Source organism: Variovorax paradoxus (genome assembly GCF_902712855.1).
Classification (GTDB): domain Bacteria; phylum Pseudomonadota; class Gammaproteobacteria; order Burkholderiales; family Burkholderiaceae_C; genus Variovorax; species Variovorax paradoxus_Q.
Window position 1 is genome coordinate 2173101 of record NZ_LR743507.1, and the last position, 19061, is coordinate 2192161.

Consider the following 19061-nt stretch of genomic DNA (forward strand, 5'->3'; position numbering starts at 1 on the left):
GCACGCGCGGTTTCCTCGGGCGGGGGCCCGGTCGGCGCGCAGCTCCACATATCAACTTCGAGCGATCGGGCGAAGCGGACATGGCGAAGAACACGATGAGACAAGCCGCGGCGCGGCTGGCAAGCAGTTATCGCTTCGGCGCTCGCATGAGCGCAGGGGCAGACGGGCGCCCTCTGCGCTGGCTGGCCCGTGGCGTCGCGGGCAGCGGCAAGATCCTGCGGCGCAGCCTGGGGGTGAAGCGCTGGGGCGCGCGGGCTCGGATGGTGGCGCTTCGCGAGCGTTCGCGACTGATCGACCAGCTTTGCGTGCTCGGCGCGATGTACCCGGGCGACGGCGCAAGCCGCGCGAGCGCCGCCGTGGGCTCGGCAAGCCCGCGCATGCCCATGTCTCCCGCACTGCTGAAGCCGGACATCTTTCGCGCCAACAACACCATCGCGCCGCAGGGAGCGCAGCCCTACCGGCCCGCCCGCTCGATGGGCCCGGGCCATTGGACCGCGCCGCCGCACGTTGCCATGCGCGGCCGGGCGCCGAAGTGGGAATGCGGCGTGCCGGTGGCATGCGCGCTCGAGGACGACGTGCTGCCGGCGGATTCCGCGTCGGCGGCGAGCGCCGTCGGATCGCTGTTCTCGGAAGCGAACGAGGTGGAGCTGGCCTTCCTGATGCGCCTGATCGCCGAAGGCGATACGGCCACCGCTTCGCGCATCGCGCGGCGCATCGTCGATGCGAAGCGCGCTGGCGCGCATGCACCGGAGCAGGCGGCGGAAGCACCGCCGCCGCCCCGTTCGAGGCGCACGCGAGCCGTGGCCCCGGCGGCTCCGGCAGGCCCGGAGCGAGGTCGCGGCCCGCTGTCGCCGCGCGAACTGAACGTGCTGCGGATGATTTCGCAGGGCCAGAGCAACCGCGAGATCGCCGAGACGAGCTACCGCTCGCTGCACACGGTCGACGCGCAGGTGAAGAACATCTACCGCAAGCTGGCGGTGAAGACGCGCGCACAGGCGGTGCGCGAGGCGATGCAGCGGGGCCTGCTCAGCCCCGAGGCCCGCAACCAGGCAGACCGCTAGCGCCGCGCCTGGCGGCTGCTACGGTTTGCGGCAGTCGCCGCCGACGGACACGGTGCCGTCCTTGCATTCCGTCAGCATCGGCTCGCGCGACGAAGACGCCGGCGCGGCGGGCGCCGGCCTAGGCTCGCCGGCGCCTTTCTCGTAGACGACCTTCCTGCTGCCCAGTTCGCAGCTGCCCACGACCTGTCCAGCGGCGGTTGCGTTGGCATCGACCACGGTGACGGTGAATCGCGTCACGCCGGCAGCGGCGATCTTCGATTCGATCTGGGCGCGCAGGTCGTCGCAACTCTGGGCGCCATGGGCGGCAGCGCCGGCAACGGCCAGCGCGGCGGAAATCAGCCAGGTTTTCATGGGGGGCCTGCCTTGCCAGCGGATGGGGGACGTGAGTCTAGTCCCGCACCCGCTGGAGGAGGAAGAGCCCGGGAGCGGCAATGGCTGCCGTCCCGTGGCTCGTTGCGACGTCAGGCTTGTGCCGACGCCAGGGCCGCGTTGAGCGTTGCGCTCGGACGCATCACGGTCGAGAACTTCTCGGGGTCGGCCAGGTAGTAGCCGCCGATGTCCACGGGCTTGCCCTGCACGGCTGCGAGCTCGTCGACGATCTTCTGCTCGTTGGCAGTGAGCGTCTCGGCCAGCTTCTTGAACTTGGCCTGCAGTTCCTTGTCGTCGGTCTGGGCGGCCAGTTCCTGGGCCCAGTACATAGCCAGGTAGAACTGGCTGCCGCGGTTGTCGAGCTGGCCGGTCTTGGGCGACGGGTTCTTGTTGTTGTCCAGCAGCTTGCCGGTGGCGGTGTCGAGCGTCTTGGCCAGGATGGCCGCCTGCTTGTTGCCGGTCTTCAGGCCCAGGTCTTCCAGGCTCACGGCCAGCGCCAGGAACTCACCCAGCGAGTCCCAGCGCAGGTGGTTTTCCTCGACCAGCTGCTGCACGTGCTTGGGGGCCGAGCCGCCCGCGCCCGTTTCGTACAGGCCGCCGCCGGCCATCAGCGGCACGATGGAGAGCATCTTGGCCGACGTGCCCAGTTCCATGATGGGGAACAGGTCGGTCAGGTAGTCGCGCAGGATGTTGCCGGTGGCGCTGATGGTGTCCAGGCCGCGGACCACGCGCTCCAGCGTGTAGCGCATGGCGCGCACCTGGCTCATGATCTGGATGTCCAGGCCCGAGGTGTTGTGCTCGTGCAGGTACATCTTGACCTTGGTGATCAGCTGCGCCTCGTGCGGGCGGTAGGCGTCCAGCCAGAACACCACCGGCATGCCCGAGTTGCGCGCGCGAGTGACGGCCAGCTTGACCCAGTCGCGGATCGCGGCGTCCTTGACCTGGCACATGCGCCAGATGTCGCCTTGCTCCACGTCCTCGCTCATCAGCACTTCGCCGCTGTCCAGGTCGGTGATGTTCGCAACGCCGTCTTCCGGGATCTCGAAGGTCTTGTCGTGCGAGCCGTATTCCTCGGCCTTCTGGGCCATGAGGCCCACGTTGGGCACCGTGCCCATGGTCTTGGGATCGAAGGCGCCGTGCCACTTGCAGAAGTTGATGATCTCCTGGTAGATGCGGGCGAAGGTCGATTCGGGCATCACGGCCTTCACGTCCTTCAGGCGGCCGTCGGCGCCCCACATCTTGCCGCCGTTGCGGATCATCGCGGGCATCGAGGCGTCCACGATGACGTCGTTGGGCGAGTGGAAGTTGGTGATGCCCTTGGCCGAGTCGACCATGGCCAGTTCGGGGCGGTTCTCATGGCAGGCGTGCAGGTCGCGCTTGATCTCGTCCTGCGTGCTCTGCGGCAGCGAGGCGATCTTGGTGTAGAGATCGACCATGCCGTTGTTGACGTTGATGCCCAGCTCGTCGAACAGCTTGCCGTGTTTCTCGAAGGCGTCCTTGTAGAAGATCTTCACGCAGTGGCCGAACACGATGGGGTGCGAGACCTTCATCATGGTGGCCTTGACGTGCAGCGAGAACATGACGCCGGTCTTGTGCGCGTCCTCGATTTCCTTTTCGTAGAAGGCCAGCAGCGCCTTCTTGCTCATGAACATGGAGTCGATCACTTCGCGGTCGAGCAGCGCGACCTTGGGCTTGAGCACGATGGTCTTGCCGCTCTTGGTGATGAGCTCCATCTTGACGTTGCGCGCGCGGTCCAGCGTCATCGACTTCTCGCCGTGATAGAAGTCGCCGCCGTGCATGTGCGACACGTGCGAGCGCGAGGCCTGGCTCCACTCGGCCATGCTGTGCGGGTTCTTGCGTGCGTATTCCTTGACCGCCTTGGGCGCGCGGCGGTCGGAGTTGCCCTCGCGCAGCACCGGGTTCACCGCGCTGCCGGTGCACTTGTTGTAGCGCGCGCGGATGTCCTTTTCCTCGTCCGTGGTCGGGTTCTCGGGATAGTCGGGGATCTTGTAGCCCTTGCCCTGCAGTTCCTTGATGGCCGCCTTGAGCTGCGACACCGAGGCGCTGATGTTGGGCAGCTTGATGATGTTGGCGTCAGCCTGGAGCGTGAGCTTGCCGAGCGCGGTGAGGTTGTCGGGCACCTTCTGCGCGTCGCTCAGCAGTTCGGGGAATTCGCCCAGGATGCGGGCTGCCACGGAGATGTCGCTCGTGGTGACCTCGATGCCGGCCGGGTTGGTGAACGCGCGGATGATGGGCAGAAACGCGTAGGTCGCCAGCAGGGGCGCCTCGTCGGTGAGGGTGTAGACGATGGTGGGTTGCTTCGAGCTCATGCGCTTGCTTCCGTAGATCCTGGTTGTGTCGGGTTGGCTGGAAAACTCCAGGCGGGATCAAACCGCCGGAACCGGTGATTGTCGCGCGTCGGCGGCCGGTTCGGCCCGCCCGATGCGCGATCAGCCCCACGAGAGGCTCTGTCAATGCCGTGGCGCGGCTTTTTCAGCGCAGCGGCAGTTCGATGGTGCCCGCCAGCGGCACGCTGTCGATGCGCTCGGCGCTGGCCACGAGGAAGGCCCGCGCCTCGCCGGACCTCGAGAGTTCGCTGAGCGAACGCCACAGGCAGCGCACCGAGCCGGCGTCCAGCGCCGCGGCCGGTTCGTCGAGCAGCACCAGCGGGCGTCCGGAGGCCAGCGCGGCGGCCAGCCAGACCTTGCGCCTGGAGCCGGTCGACAGCATGAACATCGATTTCTCGAGGTGCGGCACCAGCGAGAAGCCTTCGACCAGCGCCTGCCAGCGCGCGTCGCTGAAGCCGGCGTCGCCTTCGCGCAGCGTGGCGGTGCACTGGTGGACGGTGGCCTGGTCGAAGCGGTCGGTTGAGGGGTCGACGAAGAAGACGTTGCGCCGGTAGGCCTCCGGCGACGCCGCCAGGCTCGCGCCCGCCACGGTCAACCGGCCGGTGGCGGGCAGGGCGCCCGCGATGGCCTGCAAAAGGGCCGACTTGCCCGCGCCGGTGTCGCCGTACAGCAGCGTCACGCCGGGGCCGATGGAGGCGTTCCAGTCCGAGGCGATCGGTGGCTGGCCAGGGTAGGCGAAGCCGAGCGCGTCGACCTGGAGGATGGGGTTGGATGGGTTCATGGTCGCGGCCGACTGTATCAAGCAGGCCGCTGCAGCCGCTGTGCGCAAAACCGCCGGCCATGGCTACCATTCGGCCCCATGACAAACTTGCTCATTGCCGGACTCCTCGCATCGCTGCTCGCCGGTCCCGCGCTGGCCGCGCCGTCGGCACAGGTGTTCGACGCTGTCCCGAAGCCCGAGTCCGTCGATGCGCAATGGCGCGCACGGCTGTGCGCCTTGCTGCCGCAGCCGTGCGACGTGCAGCAGCTCGGCCTGTACCGCCCGCGCGGCGCGGCGGCCGGCGAGTACATCGCGCTCTCGGCCGAGCCGCTGGCCATGGCCCGCGTCAGGCGCACGACCGGTGCCAGGGGCTGGCAGCTCGACCGCGTCCACCAGTTCCCGGTCTACCTCGACGCGATGCGCAAGGACGGGAAGGAGGAAGGCGCAGCCGCGCAGGACACCCGTCTGTCGCTGGCGCCCGCGCTCTATCCGCTGGCGGACGGCAAGTGGGCGGTGGCCGTGCTGCAGACCGCGTCGGAGATGTACTCGGGCGGCGGCGCCTCGTTCGACACCGCCGACTTCGTGCCGCTCGAAGACGGCAAGGCAGTGCACGAGGACATCCCCTTCTCCTGCTACAAGATGATCCGCGCCTGCTTCAGCGAGAAGGACTACAAGACGTCGAAGCACTGCCACGACGAGAGCAACGGCAGCCTGCGCATCGTCTATGGCGCCGCCGCGAAACCCGGCGGTCCGTACGACTGGCAGTACACATGGCTGCAGACCGAGTGGCCGCAGAACGAACCGAAGAGCGCCGCCGTCACCACCCGCATCCGCTTCACCGCGAAGACGACCGAGCGCGCAGGCTTCTGCGGCGGGCCGCAGTAGGTCCTGCGGCGGTGCCACCTGAAGCCCGCCTGGCGGTGCGCTTCTTCAGTGGCGGGGCACGGTCGTCGTGCCCACGTGCATCGTGCGGCCCGCGCCCAGGCCCGCGAGCACCAGCGCCACGCCCAGCCCGATGAAAAGCCACGACGAGGCGCGGAAGCTCCCCGTCCAGCCGTGCAGCAGGCCGGCCACCAGCGGGCCGAAGGCCGCCACCATGTAGCCCACGCCCTGCGCCATGCCCGACAGGTGCGCGGCCACGTGCGAGTCGGGCGAGCGCAGCACGATCATCGTGAGCGCCAGTGCGAAGGTGCCGCCCTGCGCGATGCCCAGCAGCACGGCCCAGGCCCATACTCCGCCGAGAGGGGCGAACAGCATCGCCAGCATGGCGGCGACCGTCATGGCCGCCAGAACCACCGCGAGCCCGCGCTGGTTGCGCAGCTTCACGGCCAGCGCCGGCACCACGAGGCAGGTGACCACCTGCGTCATGACCGACAGCGACACCACGTAGCCCGCGGTCTCGCTGCCGAGGCCGCGCTCGCGCAGGATGGGCGCGAGCCAGCCCATCACGATGTAGGCGAGGGCTGACTGCAGCCCCATGAAGAAGGTGACCTGCCAGGCCAGCTGGTCGCGCCACAGGCCGCGCACCGTGAAGCCCGACTCGCTGGCCACCGGCTTGCGCGGCAGGGCCTGCGGTGCCCAGATCAGGGTGACCAGTGCGGCCGGCACGGCCCACATGGCCAGCGCCAGGGTCCAGCCGCCGCCCAGCGCGTGCTCGATCGGCACCGTGAAGCCGGCCGCGCTCGCGGCGCCGCCGCACACGGCCATGGTGTAGAGGCCCATCATCAGCGCGGCCTGGCCGGCGAAGTCGCGCTTCACCAGCCCCGACAGCAGCACGTTCGACACCGCAATGCCGCTCCCCGCGATGGCGGAGGCCAGGAACAGAAGCGGAATGTTGCCGGTGCCGCGCAGCACCGTGCCCACCCCGATCAGCACCATGCAGCCGAGCAGGGTGCGCTCGGTGCCGAAGCGCCGCCCCAGCCCCGGCGCCAGCGGCGCGAACACGCCGAGGCAGACGATCGGCAGCGTGGTCAAGAGGCTGGCCGCGGTGGCAGACAGGCCCGTGGCCTTGATGATCTCCGGCAGCACCACCGACAGGCTGGCGAACACCGGACGCAGGTTGAACGCGATCAGCACCACGCTGGCGCCGAGCAGGATGCGGCGCGCGAGGCCGCGCGGGCCGTGCGGCGTCGCTGCAACGGCGGAAGAGGAGGTCTGGAGGGTTGCTGAATTCATGGTGTGCCTGGCGAGCCCAGGGCGAGCGCGTTGATCATCGGCGCCATGAAGGCGCGCACCGCTTCGGCCGCCGCGTCTGGGTTGCGGCTGGCAATGCCTTCGACGATGGCGCGGTGCGCGGCATCGTCGGGTTCGGGCAGCACGGTGCCCATCGTGCTCGCGATGGTTTCCTTGATGTAGCCGGTGATGAACCTGCAGGTCTCGGCCAGCGCGAGGTTGCCGGACACGTCGACGATGGCCAGGTGGAAGGCCAGGTCGCGCTCGATGAAGGAGGCACCTGCGTCGCTGGCGTCGGGCACGCCGCGTTTGTCCAGCAGCGTGTGCAGGCGGCGCAGGTCGCGCGCCGTGTGGCGCACGGCGGCCAGCCGGGCGGCCTCGACCTCGAGCGCGCGGCGCACCTCGAACTGGTCGCGCAGGCTGGCCAGGCGCATCTTCTGCAGGCTGGAAGAGGGGTCGAAGCCCGAGCGCACATAGGTGCCGGAGCCCTGGCGAACCTCGAGCAGGCCGCGCGACACCAGTGTCTTGACCGCCTCGCGCACTGTGCCGCGGCTCACGCCGAGCAACTGGGCGAGCTGCGGCTCGATCGGGATGCGCGAGCCGACCGGCCAGCGGCCCGCGGAGATTTCAGCGCGGATGGCGTCGGCGGCGCTGTCGGCCAATGAGGTGCGGGGGGCCTGGGCAAGCATCAAGAAAGCCTATTCATTCAATGATTGGACGAATTCTGCGGCCGATGGAAAGCCCGGGACGCCGGTGAGGTGGTTGACCGATGCGTCGGCGCCACACAGGCCGCAGTACTTGGTTCGTCGTCGTGTGCAAGTCGGTTTCGCAAATTTGTGCGAAAAAAGTGAACTTTTTCCGGCATTTCGAAATGCTTTCAAGCATTGTCAACAGAACGTGAACCGCTGGCCGAAAATGAAACTAAAGGTCACTAATGAATCCATAAGTGTTCCTGACTCCGCGGTCCGACACTCCCTCCGGCCGTTTTCGTGGAGTAACGGGGGAGAAGAAAACAACAGGAAACGGATCGCGCCGAACTTGAAATGAAGGACTTTTCTTTGTCGGACGTGCGGCTTTTCACCAAGGCCGCCCAGCTCGGGGGACTGACTCCGGCTGCCGATGTACTGAACGTGCCCAAGGCATCCGCCTCGCGCCAGCTGCAGCGGCTGGAAGCCACGGTCGGCCACCAGTTGCTGCACCGCGGCTCCGCACGCTTCGCGTTGACCGACGAGGGGCGCGAGTTCCTGGTGGCCGCCCAGCATGTGTTGACGATCCTCGACGACGTCATGCTCAATCTTTCCTCGGCTGACGGCACCGTCACCGGCCGGCTGCGCATCGCCGTGCCGCATTACTACGGCCGCGAGCTGCTGACGAGCCACCTGCCCGATTTCATGGAAACCTACCCGCAGCTCGACGTAGTGGTCGAGACGGGCCGCGACCGCGTCGACCTGTTCCGCGACGAGACCGACGTGGCGATCCGCCGCGGGCGCGAAGGCTGCGACGAGCTGGTCGCCCGCCACCTCAAGAGCGAACCGCTGATGCTGTGTGCCGCCCCTGGCTACCTCGCGCCGCATCCACCGCTGCAAGGCCTTTCCGACCTCGAGACGCATGCGTTCCTCACGGCGGATGCCGAAGGCCGCAAGCGCGAGATCCAGCTGGCGACGGTCGAGAAGACGCACCGCGTCCGGGTGGACAGTGTCTGCCAGTCGGACGACCTCGAACTGATCCTGCAGCTCGCGCTGTCGGGTCGCGGCATCGCGCTGCTGCCGGTGTCGCTCGCGCAACCCCGGGTCGATGCCGGTCTGCTGTTGCCGGTGCTGCCGGCGCTGAAACTCAAGCCTCAGGAGATCAACCTGGTCTACCTGCCTGCGCGTCGCAATTCGCCCAAGATCAAGACCTTCGTCGACTACATGCTGGGCGTGTTCCGGGCGTCCTGAACACGGCCGGGGTCACCAGCTTCCGGAAGCGCCGCCGCCCGCGCTGGAGCCGCCGCCGGACGACGAGGAGGAAGAAGAAGAGGAAGACGACGAGCTGCTTGAAGACGAGGAGCTGCTGCTCCAGCCGCTGTCGTCGTCGCCATCGCCGCCGCTGCCTTCGCCGTACGGCAGGTAGCCGAAGAGCAACGCCAGGAAGGTCACCAGCACCACCGGGATCCACGACTCGTCGATCGGCAGCACCGGCTGTACCGTCCAGATCACCCAGCCGATGATGCCCGCCACCACGGCCGAGCGCAGCAGGAAGCCGAGTTCGCTCTTGCGCCAGCACAGCCGCATGCAGAAGAAGATGGCCGTGACGAACAGGCACACACCGCCGATCCCCATGGCCCACAGGAAGCCCCACCAGAAACGTTCTTCGCCCACCGCGAAGCCGACGGCGACCAGCGCCGCGATGAACAGCGCGATGCCGCCCACCACGTAGCGCACCGTGCGCGAACGCCCGCTGGCGTAGCCGATGCCATAGACCACCGCGGCCGGTCCCGCCATGACAAGCACCATGAGCGGATTCAGCAGCGCCACGGCTGCAGCCGCCGGTCCCGCGCTCGCCATACCCAGAGCGACGCGCCAGTTGGGCTTGCGCCGCGGCGTCGCCGGCGCATCGGAGGCCGGGGGCTCGATGGCCGCCAGGGCGGCAGCCCAGGGCTCGGGCCGCGCGACCCGGGCCTTGCCCTTGTTGCCTGCCTTGTTCCTGCCCTTGCGCCTGCGGCCCGATCGCTGCACCGCCGCGCGCTCGCTGGCATTGCCGGCAACGCCTCGCCCGTACCAGCCGCCCACGACGAAGCTCCACAGCAGCAGGCCCAGGAAGGTCCAGCCCTCGCTCGTGATGTGCATGCCCTGCCGGTCCGGTTCCGGCTCGGCTTCCGATACTGCCTCCGACACCTGTGCGTCCCCGGCGACTGCCGGCGGACCGGCAATCAGCCGCGACACCGCCTGCACCGCAGCCCGCACGCCGCCCGCGAAATCGCCGTCGCGAAAACGCGGCTTCATCTCGCGGTCGATGATCTCGGCCGCCTGGATGTCGGTGATCGTTGCTTCCAGCCCGCGGCCGACCTCGATGCGCATGCGCCGGTCCTTCAGCGCCACCAGCACCAGCACGCCGTCGTCTTCTTCCTTGCGGCCGAGCTTCCATTGCGCGAACACCCGGGTGGCGTACTGCTCGATGGAGTCCTCGCCCGTGGTCGGCACCATCAGCACCGCGACCTGCGCCTGCGTCTGCGACTCGAGTTCGGCGATGTCGCTGCGCAGCGCGTCGGCCTCGCCGGCATCTAGCGTCTTCGTGAGGTCCACCACGCGCGACTGCATGGCGGGCACCGGCACCGGCTTCGACTGCGCGGGCAGCGATAACGCCGCCAGCACCAGGCACACGCACATCCACACCACCGCCGTTGCCGGCCATCGGCGAGCATCCATCCCTGACTCCCTTCCAGCCTGCCGGCCTGTTGTTGTTTCAGCGCCGCGCGCTCTTCGTCACCACGCCTGCGCCGCGCACCTCGATGCGGCGCTGGTCCACCACCTTGCCGGCGCCGTCCACCAGTTCGATCACGTGCCGGCCGGGCCAGGGCAGCCATTGCGCGCTGTTGCCGCGCGCGAAGAACTTGCCGTCGATGCGCCACTGCACGTTGCGCCCTTCGGATTCGAAGCGCACGCGCTGGCGCAGCGGCGGAATGTCGGGGTCGACCGCGATGATGGTGCCGTCCGACGGCGAGGTAATGCGCGCGAAGCCGATGTCGTTCGCCATGCCGGTGTCGAGCGCGAACAGCGGCTGCTCGGTGCCTTGCAGGAACCATTCGCTGCGCGCCGCCTCGAGCGCATTGCCGTCCGGACCGGGGCCGAATTCGACGCGCGCCTCGACCAGGCCCGGCGGCGGCGCGGGCGGGCGGCTCGGTTCGCGCGCATGCAGGAAGCGCATCACCTCGGCCCAGACCGGCGCCGCGCCGCTCGTGCCGCTCACGTCCCACATCGATTCGCCGCTCGCATTGCCGACCCACACGCCCACCGTGTAGCGCTGCGACCAGCCCACCGCCCAGTTGTCGCGCATGTCCTTGCTGGTGCCCGTCTTCACCGCGGTCCAGAAGCGGGTCGACAGGATGCTGTCGAGACCGAAGGTGCGCGTGCGCGCGTTCGGATCGGAAAGGATGTCGCCGACGATGAAGGCGGCGCGCGGGTCGAGCAGCGGCGGCGGCGAGGCTGGCTGCGCGGTGGCCTTCGGCCTTTCCGCTGGCCGCACCGTCATCGTGGTGGTGCCGTAGCGCCCGCCATTGGCCAGCATGCGGTAGGCATTGGTGAGCGACAGCAGCGACACCTCGGCGCTGCCGAGCGCGAGGCTGTAGCCGTAGTAGTCGCCGCTCTCGCGCAGCGGCAGCCCGGCGGCACGCAGCTCGCGCGCGAACGACTCGGGCGACACCATCACCAGCGTGCGCACGGCCGGCACGTTGAGCGAGGCGGCCAGCGCGGTGCGCGCCGACACCGGCCCCTTGAAGCGGCGGTCGTAATTCTGCGGAATGTAGAGGCCGCTCGCCGTGCTGATCTGCGCCGACGAGTCCTCGATCAGCGAGGCGGCCGTGATGCGCCGCTCCGCGATGGCCTGCCCGTAGAGCAGCGGCTTGAGCGTGGAGCCCGGCTGGCGCAGCGCGGTCACGCCATCGACCTCGGCCGCCTGGCTCAGCGGGCCCGACGAGCCGACCCAGGCGAGCACCTCGCCGGTCGCGTTGTCGAGCACCACCAGTGCGCCGTCTTCCACGTGCCGGTCGCGCAGTTCGCGCAGGTGGCGCTGCAGCGTGTCGAGTGCGAAGCGCTGCAGCGGCGCGCGCAGCGTCGTCCTGACACCGGCGTCCTTGTCCTTCCCCGTTCCTTTCCGGGGGGGAGGCGGGGCGGCGGCGCCCGCATCGGCACTCGCACCCGCATCCGCATCTCGCAGTTCGCGCAACACGCGCCGTGCCGCATGCGGCGCGATGCCTTCGTTCGCCTCGAACGCCCGCCGCTGCACAGCGGCGCTGGTGAACATGTCGAGCGCTTCGCAGTCGGTCTTCTGCTGCGGCTCCATCGCGCGCAGCACCTCGCAGGCGCGCTGCGCGACCACGTTCGGCTTGGCGTTCGGCGCGCGCACCAGGGCCGATGCCACGGCGGCCTCGCGCGCATCGAGCCCGCTCGGCGCCTTGCCGAACAGCGTTCGCGAGAGCGCGTCGATGCCCACGATCTCGCCGCGAAACGGCACGGTGTTGAGGTAGGCCTCGAGAATCTGGTCCTTGCGCCAGTTGCGCTCCAGCTGCGCGGCCGCCACGGTCTGGCCGATCTTCTGGGTGAAGCTGCGCCCGCCCGAGCTGCGGCGCAGGTCGTCGTCGAGCAGGCCCGACAGCTGCATCGTGATGGTCGACGCGCCGCGCGTGCGCGTGTTCCACAGGTTGCCCCACGCGGCCGCCGACACGGCGCGCCAGTCGATGCCGCTGTGCTCGTAGAAGCGCCGGTCCTCGCTCAGCACCATGGCCGTGCGCAGCGCGGGCGAAACGTCGGCCAGCGCGATCCACTGGCCGCGCCGCACCGTGGGGTCGGTGCGCACGCGTTGCAGCAGTTCGCCGTTGCGGTCGAGCACCGCGGTGTCCGACGAGCGGAAGTCCCGCTTCACGTCCTCGAAGCTGGCGAGCGCCCAGGCCGGATGCACGCAGGCCGCGGCGAGCAGGGCGGCGGCGAAAGTCTTGCGGGAGGGAGTGAGGGGCGCGAGCTGCATCGAGAGGAGTCGGGAAGGAAGAAGCTTCGTATCCGGAAGTGTGTGCCGGTGACATTCTCTGCGAAGCACCACGGGAAGCGCGCCTACCCGCACATGCGCCTCCGACCGCCCCGCCGCGTTCGCAGGCCGAGCCAAAGTTTCTCCCAGGGCCGACATCCGGTAACGATCTTCACGCGGCAGTGTTCATTGCGAAACCTGATGCGTACCGGCGTCGCCTTCAATGCAGTACCGGCTCGCAGGAGGCGACCCCGGCTTTGACACAAACACTCCAAGGAGAACTCACATGACGAAGACTTTGGCGATCCTGCTGGCCGCATCGGCCATCCTGGCGGGCTGCGTGGTGGCCCCGTACGACCGTCCGCCGCCGCCGCGTCCGCACTACGGCGATCGCGACCGCGACGGCGTGCCGAACCGCTACGACCGCGACCGCGACAACGACGGCGTGCCCAACCGCTACGACCGCGCTCCGAACAACCCGTACCGCAATTGAGCGAAGGTTGAAAAAAAGGCCGCGAAGCCAGAAGCTTCGCGGCCTTTTTTGCGTCGGATCGTGTCAGCCGGGGCGGCGCGCCATCAGCGCCCACACGCCCGCTGCGCTCAGCAGCGAGCCGCCCGCGAGGTTGAAGCGCTTCTGCGCGCGCGGCGACGCGAGCAGCCTGCGCGCGGAACCGGCGAACACGGCATACATCGTGGCATTGGTCGCGGCCAGCACCACGAAGGTCACGGCCAGCATCCAGAGCTGGCGCGTCACGTCCGCCGCCGGGCTGATGAACTGCGGCAGGAACGCCACGAAGAACACGATGCCCTTGGGGTTCAGCGCGGTCACCAGGTAGGTGTTGGCAAACAGCCGCCAGCGCGACACGGGCGCGGCCGGTTTCGCGATCTCCGCGGGCGAGACGCCGGCGCGCAGCATCCTGATGCCCAAATACAGCAGGTAGAGCCCGCCGATCCACTTCACGACCGTGAACCAGAAGGCCGAGGTGGCGAGCAGCGCACCCAGGCCCAGCAGCGACACCACCAGCGCGGTCGAGTCGCCGAGTGCCACCGCGGCCACCAGCGGCACGTTGGCGCGGCGCCCGTGCGACATCGAATAGCTGATCACCGTGAGGATGGTCGGTCCCGGAATGATCAGCATCAGCGTGGAGGCCGCGACGAAGGCGAGCCAGAGTTCGATGGGCATGGTGGTGTCTCCTGTGGGTTGTTCGAAGAGATGTTCAGGGAAGCCGCGTTTCGGCCGGCGGCCAGATGCCGGCCGTTGCCGGAACGCACCATAGCAAAGCCGGGGCCTGGCTGCCTGCCGCGGTCAACGCCGGCCGACGGACGCTCAGCCTTCGCGCCATGCGATGCCTTCGAACCTCTGGCCGGCGCTGGCGAAGAAGTGCACGGCGGCCTCGTGGCACTGCGGCAGGGCGATGCACCACGCGAGCGGGTATTCGTCGACCTGTCCGTTGGACAGCGTGTACAGCGCGACGCCCTCGCGTGAGGCATCGCCTTCGGAGGAAAAGCCGTGGTCTCCAGGGTGCCGCAGGTACATGAGCCACGCATCCGCCTCGCTGCGCAGCATGCACAGCGAAGGGCCGTCGGGCACGGAAAGCCAGAGTTCGTAGCGCGTTGCATCGGCATCGAAGCGAGCGAGCGCGGCGCGAAATGCCTGCGCCGTGGCAATGGCCTGCGGCCTGCCGTTGAAGCTGACTTCGATCATTCCTCTTGGGTCAGGGCGCTGCCGAAGCGGACGGCGTTGCGTGCCCTGGCACGCTCCGCCTCGACCTCGCGGTCGCGCGGCGCGGCGGTGGTGACCAGCGATTCGAGCAGCCTCGAGGCGCTTGCAGTCACTTCTTCCACCGCGCGCTCGAAGGCTTCCTCGTTGGCGCGCGAAGGCACGCTGAAGCCGCTGAGCTTGCGCACGAACTGCAGGGCCGCCGAACGGATCTCCTGCTCGGTGGCGGGCGGTTCGAAGTTGTAGAGGGTCTTGATGCTGCGGCACATGGGCACTCTCCGTTCGATGACGATCCGATGCCCAGTCTAGCGAAGCAGGGCCATCGCGTGTGCATCGTGGTACGTGCCTTCGACGAACACGGCGCGGCGCTGCAAGCCCTCATGCGCGAAGCCGAAGCGTTCGTACAGCACCCTGGCCTGCAGGTTGTCGGCGCGCACCGACAGTTCGATGCGCGTCAACCCGCGGGCCCATGCCCTGTCGATCGCCGCCTGCAGCAGCCTCGCGCCCAGCCCCCGGCCGCGCGCCTGCGGCAGCAGCGCGATGCCCAGCACGCCGATGTGCGCGCGCGACTGGCCGAACACCGGCGACACGTCGCACCAGCCGATCACCCGCGCGTCGTCGCCGAGCGCCACGAAGTGCGGAAAGCCGCCGTCGATCAGGCCCTGATAGAACGCGACCGACTGCTCCAGCGGTGGCGCCTGCAGCAGCGCCAGGTACCTGTGCTCGCGCGCGACGATGTCGAGGGCGCGATGCAGGCTCTCGAAATGCGATGCATCCGTTGCAACGACCTCGTCGCTCATGCGGTGGGTTCCTGCGTCGATGCGCGAAGCCTTGCCTCGAGCTGCGCCTTCACCTGCGGCCACTCGTCGTCGATGATGCTGAAGCGCACCGAGTTGCGCTTGCGGCCGTCCGGCATGATGCGCTCGTGCCGCACGATGCCTTCCTGCTTCGCGCCGAGCCGCAGGATGGCTGCGCGCGACTTCGCGTTGATCTCGTCGGTGGTGAACTGCACGCGCACGCACTGCAGTTGCTCGAACGCATGCTGCAGCATCAGGAACTTGGCCTCGGTGTTGACGAAGGTCTTCTGCCAGGACGCCGCGATCCAGGTGCTGCCGATTTCCAGCTTGCGGTTGATGCGGTCGATCTTCCAGAAGCGCGTCGAGCCGATCACCCGGCCGGTTTCGAGCAGCACGGTGGCAAAGGGCATCACCGTGCCTGCTGCCTGGCCGGCCAGGGCGCTGCCGATGTAGGCATCCACCGTCGAGGCCGAGGGAACGACGGTGAAGGGCAGGTTCCAGAGTTCGCCGTCGGCGGCGGCATCGACCAGTGCCGCCGCGTCCGCGGCCCGCAGCGGACGAAGGAGAAGACGGGGGCCGGTGAGCGAGGGTTGCGCGAGAGGCATGGGCGAAACGATAGCCGATGGCGCCCCGGCGCCCCCGGCCACCGCTTCGCTCAGCCGAAACGCAGCACCGGCTGCGCCGCCAGCGCCACCGCGGCCAGGCGCGCATCGTCGCCGCGCACCGACGACAGCATCAGCCCCACCGGCAGTTCGTCCGGCGCGTGGCACGGCAGGCTGAACGCGCAGCCGTCGAGCAGGTTGATCGCGAAGGTGTTGCGCAGCAGCAAGCCGTTGGCCTTGAAGAAGGCCGCGTCTTCCGCCAGCGCGGCAATGGGCGGCGCCACGATCGGCACGGTCGGGCACACGAGCGCGTCGAAGCCTTCGATGGCGCGTTCGACGCGGCCGATCCAATCGCGCCGGCGGTCCTGCATGGCGATGTAGTCGGCGGCGCGCACCTCGGTACCGAGGGCGATGCGCACGGCGACGCGGGCGTCGAAGCCGTCGCGCTTCGCGGCGAAGCGCTCGCGGTGAACGCCGGCGGCCTCGACCGGCGAGAAGCCGCCGGGCGCGTTGACGCTTGCGATCTCGGCCAGCTCCGCGAGCGTGATGTCGATCACCTGCGCGCCTGCTGCGGACAGCGCCTGCAGCGCACGGTCGAAGGCCTTCGCCACGGCGGGTTCGATGCCGTCGAACATCAGCGTGCGCGGCACGGCCAGCCGCATGCCCTGCAGCGGACGGCGGCGCACGGCGAGCGGCGCGTCGGCGATGGCGGCATCGGCCACCAGGCAGTCCTCCACGCTGTGGGCCATCGCGCACACCGTGTCGAGGGAGCGCGCGAGTTCGAAGGCCCCGGTGCGCGGCACGCGCGACTGCGTGCTCTTGAAGCCGACGATGCCGCACAGCGCGGCCGGGATGCGGATCGAGCCGCCGGTGTCCGAGCCCAGGCCCGCGACCGCGAGCCCGAGCGCCACCGAGACTGCCGCACCCGACGACGAGCCGCCCGGGATGCGCGCCACCGCCGCGTCGGCCGGGTTGCGCGGCGTGCCGTAGTGCGGATTGATCCCCACGCCCGAGAACGCGAATTCCGTCATGTTGGTCTTGCCGACGATGGCCGCGCCCTGCGTGCGCAGCCGCGCCACGGCCACCGCGTCGTGCGCCGCGGCGGGTTCGCCCACGCACACGGCGGAGCCCGCGAGCGTGGTTTCGCCGGCCACGTCGTACAGGTCCTTCACGGACACCGGCAGGCCGGCCAGCGGACCGAGTTCGACACCGGCCTTGCGTGCGGCGTCGGCATGGCGTGCGGCGGCACGTGCGGCATCGGGGTACAGCCGCGTGAACACGTGCTGCGCCGCGGGCTGCGCGGCCGCGTCGAGCACCTGGTCGACCAGCGCCTCGTGCGACAGCTCGCCGCGCGCGATGCGCGCGCGCAGCGAGGCGATGTGAAAGTCGCCGTTCATCACGCCACCACCGGCAGTGTGTCCACCGCATAGCGGTGCACGATGCGGCGCTGCAGGACGGGGTCGCTCAGCTCGATCTCCATCTGCGCGGCAGGGCGGATGCCTTCGCCCTTCGCGTTGGGCAGCGCGGCCAGCGTGCCGCAGGTCATGAAGAGGCCTTCGGGCGCGTCATCGGCACCGGGCATGCCGTCACGCAGTGCGGCCAGCGGACGGATCGATGCGAGCGTGCCGCGCTGGTAGTCGATCCAGCGGCCGTCCTCGAGGATGCGCGAGCGCAGCTCGAGCCGGTCCTGGTGCGCCTGCACGTCGGTCCAGCGCCATGCGGTCTCGGCCACAGGCTTGGCGCACATCTGCTTGGACACGGCCACCGAGTAGCTCTCGACGTGACGGTCGGTGTGGTCCGACGCCACGCTGAGCCACCACTCCCCGCGAGAGAAGAAGAACACGGGCTCGGCCTCTCCGGAGCTCTGGTCGCCCAGCGCCTCGATGGCGGGAGATTGCGTGAGCAGCTGCGCGGCCACGCGGTAGTACAGCGGCACGCTCGACGGGCGCGGCACGCCGAGCGCCGCGAGTTCGTCGATGTGGTGCTCGATGGCCGCGATGTCGCGGCCGGTCCAGCCGGCCACCACCAGCGCGCGGGGCGCCACGGTGTGCAGCGCGGTGGAGCGGGTGCCGTCGGCAGCCACGCTCTCGCAGGCGAAGTTCAGTCGTTGTTGCATGTGCGTCTCCTCAGTCTTCCAGCGGCTTCCTGGCGGTTTCACGCGCCACCAGCAGCGCGACCAGCGTGACGCACAGCGCACCCGTCACGTACGCCGACACGGCCAGCGTGCTGCCCCACGACTTGTAGAGGCTCGCGATGATCAGCGGCGCGAAGCCGCCGCCCAGGATGCCGGCGAGCGTGTAGGCCAGCGACGAGCCGGCGTAGCGCACGCGGCTCGGGAACTGCTCGGTCACGAAGGCGGCCTGCGGGCCGTACATGATGGCGTGGATGATCAGTCCGACCACCACCGCCACGCAGATCGCGAACGGCTGGGCGCTGTTCATCAGCACGAAGAACACGAACGCCCACAGGATGCCCAGCAAGGCGCCGGCGATGTACACGGGCTTGCGGCCGATGCGGTCCGAGAGGCTGCCGAAGTAGGGCACTGCGATGGCGTTGCAGGCCGCGCCGATCATCGTCGCCGTCAGGGCCAGCGGACGCGACAGGTGCAGCACGGTGGTCACGTAGGTCAGCGTGAACACCACCACCAGCGCGTAGAGCACGTCGGAGCCGATGCGCGAGCCGCCGGCCACCAGCAGGCGGCGCCAGTGCTGCGTGAACACTTCCTTGATCGGGGTCTTGGCGGTGGACTTCTTTTCCTCCATCTCGCGGAAGACGGGCGTCTCTTCCACGCCCCGGCGCAGCCACAGGCCGAACAGCACCAGCGCCACGCTGGAGATGAAGGGAATGCGCCAGCCCCAGTTCTGGAAGTCTTCCGGGGTCAGCCAGGCCGACACGGCGGCGATGAAGCCGGTGCCGATCAGCGTGCCGCACGAGGGGCCCACCTGCGTGAACGAGGCGTTGCGGCCGCGCTCGTCGGGCTTGCCGTGCTCCATCGACAGCAGCACCGCGCCGGCCCATTCGCCGCCGAGCGCCACGCCCTGCACGAAGCGCAGTGCCACCAGCGCGACCGGCGCCCAGATACCCCATGTCGAATAGGTGGGCAGCAGGCCCATCAGCCCCGTGGACACGCCCATGATGACCAGCGTGGCCACCAGCACGAAGCGCCGGCCGAGCCGGTCGCCGAGATGGCCGAACACCATGCCGCCGAGCGGACGCGAGATGTAGCCGACCGCGTAGGTCGAGAAGGCCAGGATGGTGCCGGTCAGCGGGTCGAACGACGGAAAGAACACCGCGTTGAAGACCAGCGCGGCCATGATGTTGTAGACGGTGAAGTCGTACCACTCGAGTGTGGTCCCGATGGAGCTGGCCATGGCCAGGCGGCCCATCCTGGGCTGGCCCTGCGCGTGGGGCGCGGGCGTAGCGCCCGGCGTGGCCGAGGCGGATGCCGTGGCCTTCGGAAGAACATGTTCGGTCATTGGATGCCTTTGTTCGGGGAGGACATGAAGATCGGGGA

The 19061-nt window shown here is 69.2% G+C and carries 19 protein-coding genes; 4 read left to right on the top strand and 15 right to left on the bottom strand.

Annotation, left to right across the window (positions count from 1 at the left end):
• Positions 1-146: 146 nt before the first annotated feature.
• Positions 147-1061 carry a response regulator transcription factor gene (locus AACL56_RS09735; RefSeq protein WP_339089641.1) on the top strand — a complete coding sequence of 305 codons (915 nt, stop codon included), beginning with the start codon at positions 147-149 and terminating at the stop codon, positions 1059-1061.
• An 18-nt stretch (positions 1062-1079) separates the two neighbouring features.
• On the opposite strand, the gene AACL56_RS09740 is transcribed toward AACL56_RS09735, so the two are convergent.
• From AACL56_RS09740 to AACL56_RS09750, 3 genes are all read right to left on the bottom strand, one after another.
• Complete coding sequence (locus AACL56_RS09740; RefSeq protein ID WP_339089642.1) at positions 1080-1412, bottom strand: DUF1161 domain-containing protein; 333 nt, start codon at positions 1410-1412, stop codon at positions 1080-1082.
• Positions 1413-1522: 110 nt separating this feature from the next.
• On the bottom strand, positions 1523-3760 hold the full coding sequence (locus AACL56_RS09745) for an NADP-dependent isocitrate dehydrogenase (protein ID WP_339089643.1): 2238 nt from the start codon (positions 3758-3760) through the stop codon (positions 1523-1525).
• 163 nt (positions 3761-3923) lie between these two features.
• Positions 3924-4559, bottom strand: a complete 636-nt coding sequence (locus AACL56_RS09750) for an ABC transporter ATP-binding protein (RefSeq protein ID WP_339089644.1) — start codon at positions 4557-4559, stop codon at positions 3924-3926.
• 78 nt (positions 4560-4637) lie between these two features.
• Between AACL56_RS09750 and AACL56_RS09755 the strand changes: the two genes are divergently transcribed.
• Positions 4638-5423, top strand: coding sequence for a hypothetical protein (locus tag AACL56_RS09755; protein ID WP_339089645.1), 786 nt, complete (start codon positions 4638-4640; stop codon positions 5421-5423).
• A gap of 45 nt (positions 5424-5468) precedes the next feature.
• Here AACL56_RS09755 and AACL56_RS09760 read toward each other — a convergent pair whose 3' ends face one another.
• The gene (locus tag AACL56_RS09760) at positions 5469-6713 is read right to left on the bottom strand and encodes a CynX/NimT family MFS transporter (RefSeq protein ID WP_339089646.1); all 1245 of its coding nucleotides are present in this window, start codon (positions 6711-6713) and stop codon (positions 5469-5471) included.
• Positions 6710-7399 carry a FadR/GntR family transcriptional regulator gene (locus tag AACL56_RS09765; RefSeq protein ID WP_339089647.1) on the bottom strand — a complete coding sequence of 230 codons (690 nt, stop codon included), beginning with the start codon at positions 7397-7399 and terminating at the stop codon, positions 6710-6712. Before AACL56_RS09765 ends, AACL56_RS09760 begins: the two co-directional genes overlap by 4 nt.
• Before the next feature lie 354 nt (positions 7400-7753).
• Between AACL56_RS09765 and AACL56_RS09770 the strand changes: the two genes are divergently transcribed.
• A complete protein-coding gene (locus tag AACL56_RS09770) occupies positions 7754-8647 on the top strand; it encodes a LysR family transcriptional regulator (protein WP_339089648.1) in 894 nt (297 codons plus the stop codon).
• Between the two features lie 12 nt (positions 8648-8659).
• On the opposite strand, the gene AACL56_RS09775 is transcribed toward AACL56_RS09770, so the two are convergent.
• Together AACL56_RS09775 and pbpC are read right to left on the bottom strand one after the other, a co-directional pair.
• Positions 8660-10117: a TPM domain-containing protein gene (locus tag AACL56_RS09775; RefSeq protein WP_339089649.1), complete on the bottom strand. Its 1458-nt coding sequence runs from the start codon at positions 10115-10117 to the stop codon at positions 8660-8662.
• 37 nt (positions 10118-10154) lie between these two features.
• Positions 10155-12431 (bottom strand): penicillin-binding protein 1C, encoded by a 2277-nt coding sequence (pbpC, locus tag AACL56_RS09780; RefSeq protein ID WP_339089650.1) that lies wholly within the window; start codon positions 12429-12431, stop codon positions 10155-10157.
• A 283-nt stretch (positions 12432-12714) separates the two neighbouring features.
• Between pbpC and AACL56_RS09785 the strand changes: the two genes are divergently transcribed.
• Entirely contained in the window at positions 12715-12921 is a 207-nt protein-coding gene (locus AACL56_RS09785; RefSeq protein WP_339089651.1) for a thrombospondin type 3 repeat-containing protein, read from the top strand.
• Between the two features lie 63 nt (positions 12922-12984).
• Here the strand turns inward: AACL56_RS09785 and AACL56_RS09790 are convergent, their stop codons facing one another.
• From AACL56_RS09790 to AACL56_RS09825, 8 genes are all read right to left on the bottom strand, one after another.
• Positions 12985-13611, bottom strand: a complete 627-nt coding sequence (locus AACL56_RS09790) for a LysE family translocator (RefSeq protein ID WP_339089652.1) — start codon at positions 13609-13611, stop codon at positions 12985-12987.
• A 144-nt stretch (positions 13612-13755) separates the two neighbouring features.
• Positions 13756-14133, bottom strand: coding sequence for an Imm1 family immunity protein (locus AACL56_RS09795; RefSeq protein ID WP_339089653.1), 378 nt, complete (start codon positions 14131-14133; stop codon positions 13756-13758).
• Positions 14130-14417, bottom strand: coding sequence for a DUF2277 domain-containing protein (locus AACL56_RS09800; RefSeq protein ID WP_339089654.1), 288 nt, complete (start codon positions 14415-14417; stop codon positions 14130-14132). The genes AACL56_RS09795 and AACL56_RS09800 overlap by 4 nt, the downstream gene beginning before the upstream one ends.
• Before the next feature lie 36 nt (positions 14418-14453).
• Positions 14454-14948: a GNAT family N-acetyltransferase gene (locus AACL56_RS09805; RefSeq protein ID WP_339089655.1), complete on the bottom strand. Its 495-nt coding sequence runs from the start codon at positions 14946-14948 to the stop codon at positions 14454-14456.
• Positions 14945-15550, bottom strand: coding sequence for a GNAT family N-acetyltransferase (locus AACL56_RS09810; protein WP_339089656.1), 606 nt, complete (start codon positions 15548-15550; stop codon positions 14945-14947). The genes AACL56_RS09805 and AACL56_RS09810 overlap by 4 nt, the downstream gene beginning before the upstream one ends.
• A 50-nt stretch (positions 15551-15600) precedes the next feature.
• On the bottom strand, positions 15601-16944 hold the full coding sequence (locus tag AACL56_RS09815; RefSeq protein WP_339089657.1) for an amidase: 1344 nt from the start codon (positions 16942-16944) through the stop codon (positions 15601-15603).
• Positions 16944-17663, bottom strand: a complete 720-nt coding sequence (locus tag AACL56_RS09820; protein WP_339089658.1) for a DUF2848 domain-containing protein — start codon at positions 17661-17663, stop codon at positions 16944-16946. Before AACL56_RS09820 ends, AACL56_RS09815 begins: the two co-directional genes overlap by 1 nt.
• A gap of 10 nt (positions 17664-17673) precedes the next feature.
• Positions 17674-19023, bottom strand: coding sequence for an MFS transporter (locus AACL56_RS09825; RefSeq protein ID WP_339089659.1), 1350 nt, complete (start codon positions 19021-19023; stop codon positions 17674-17676).
• Positions 19024-19061 lie beyond the last annotated feature (38 nt).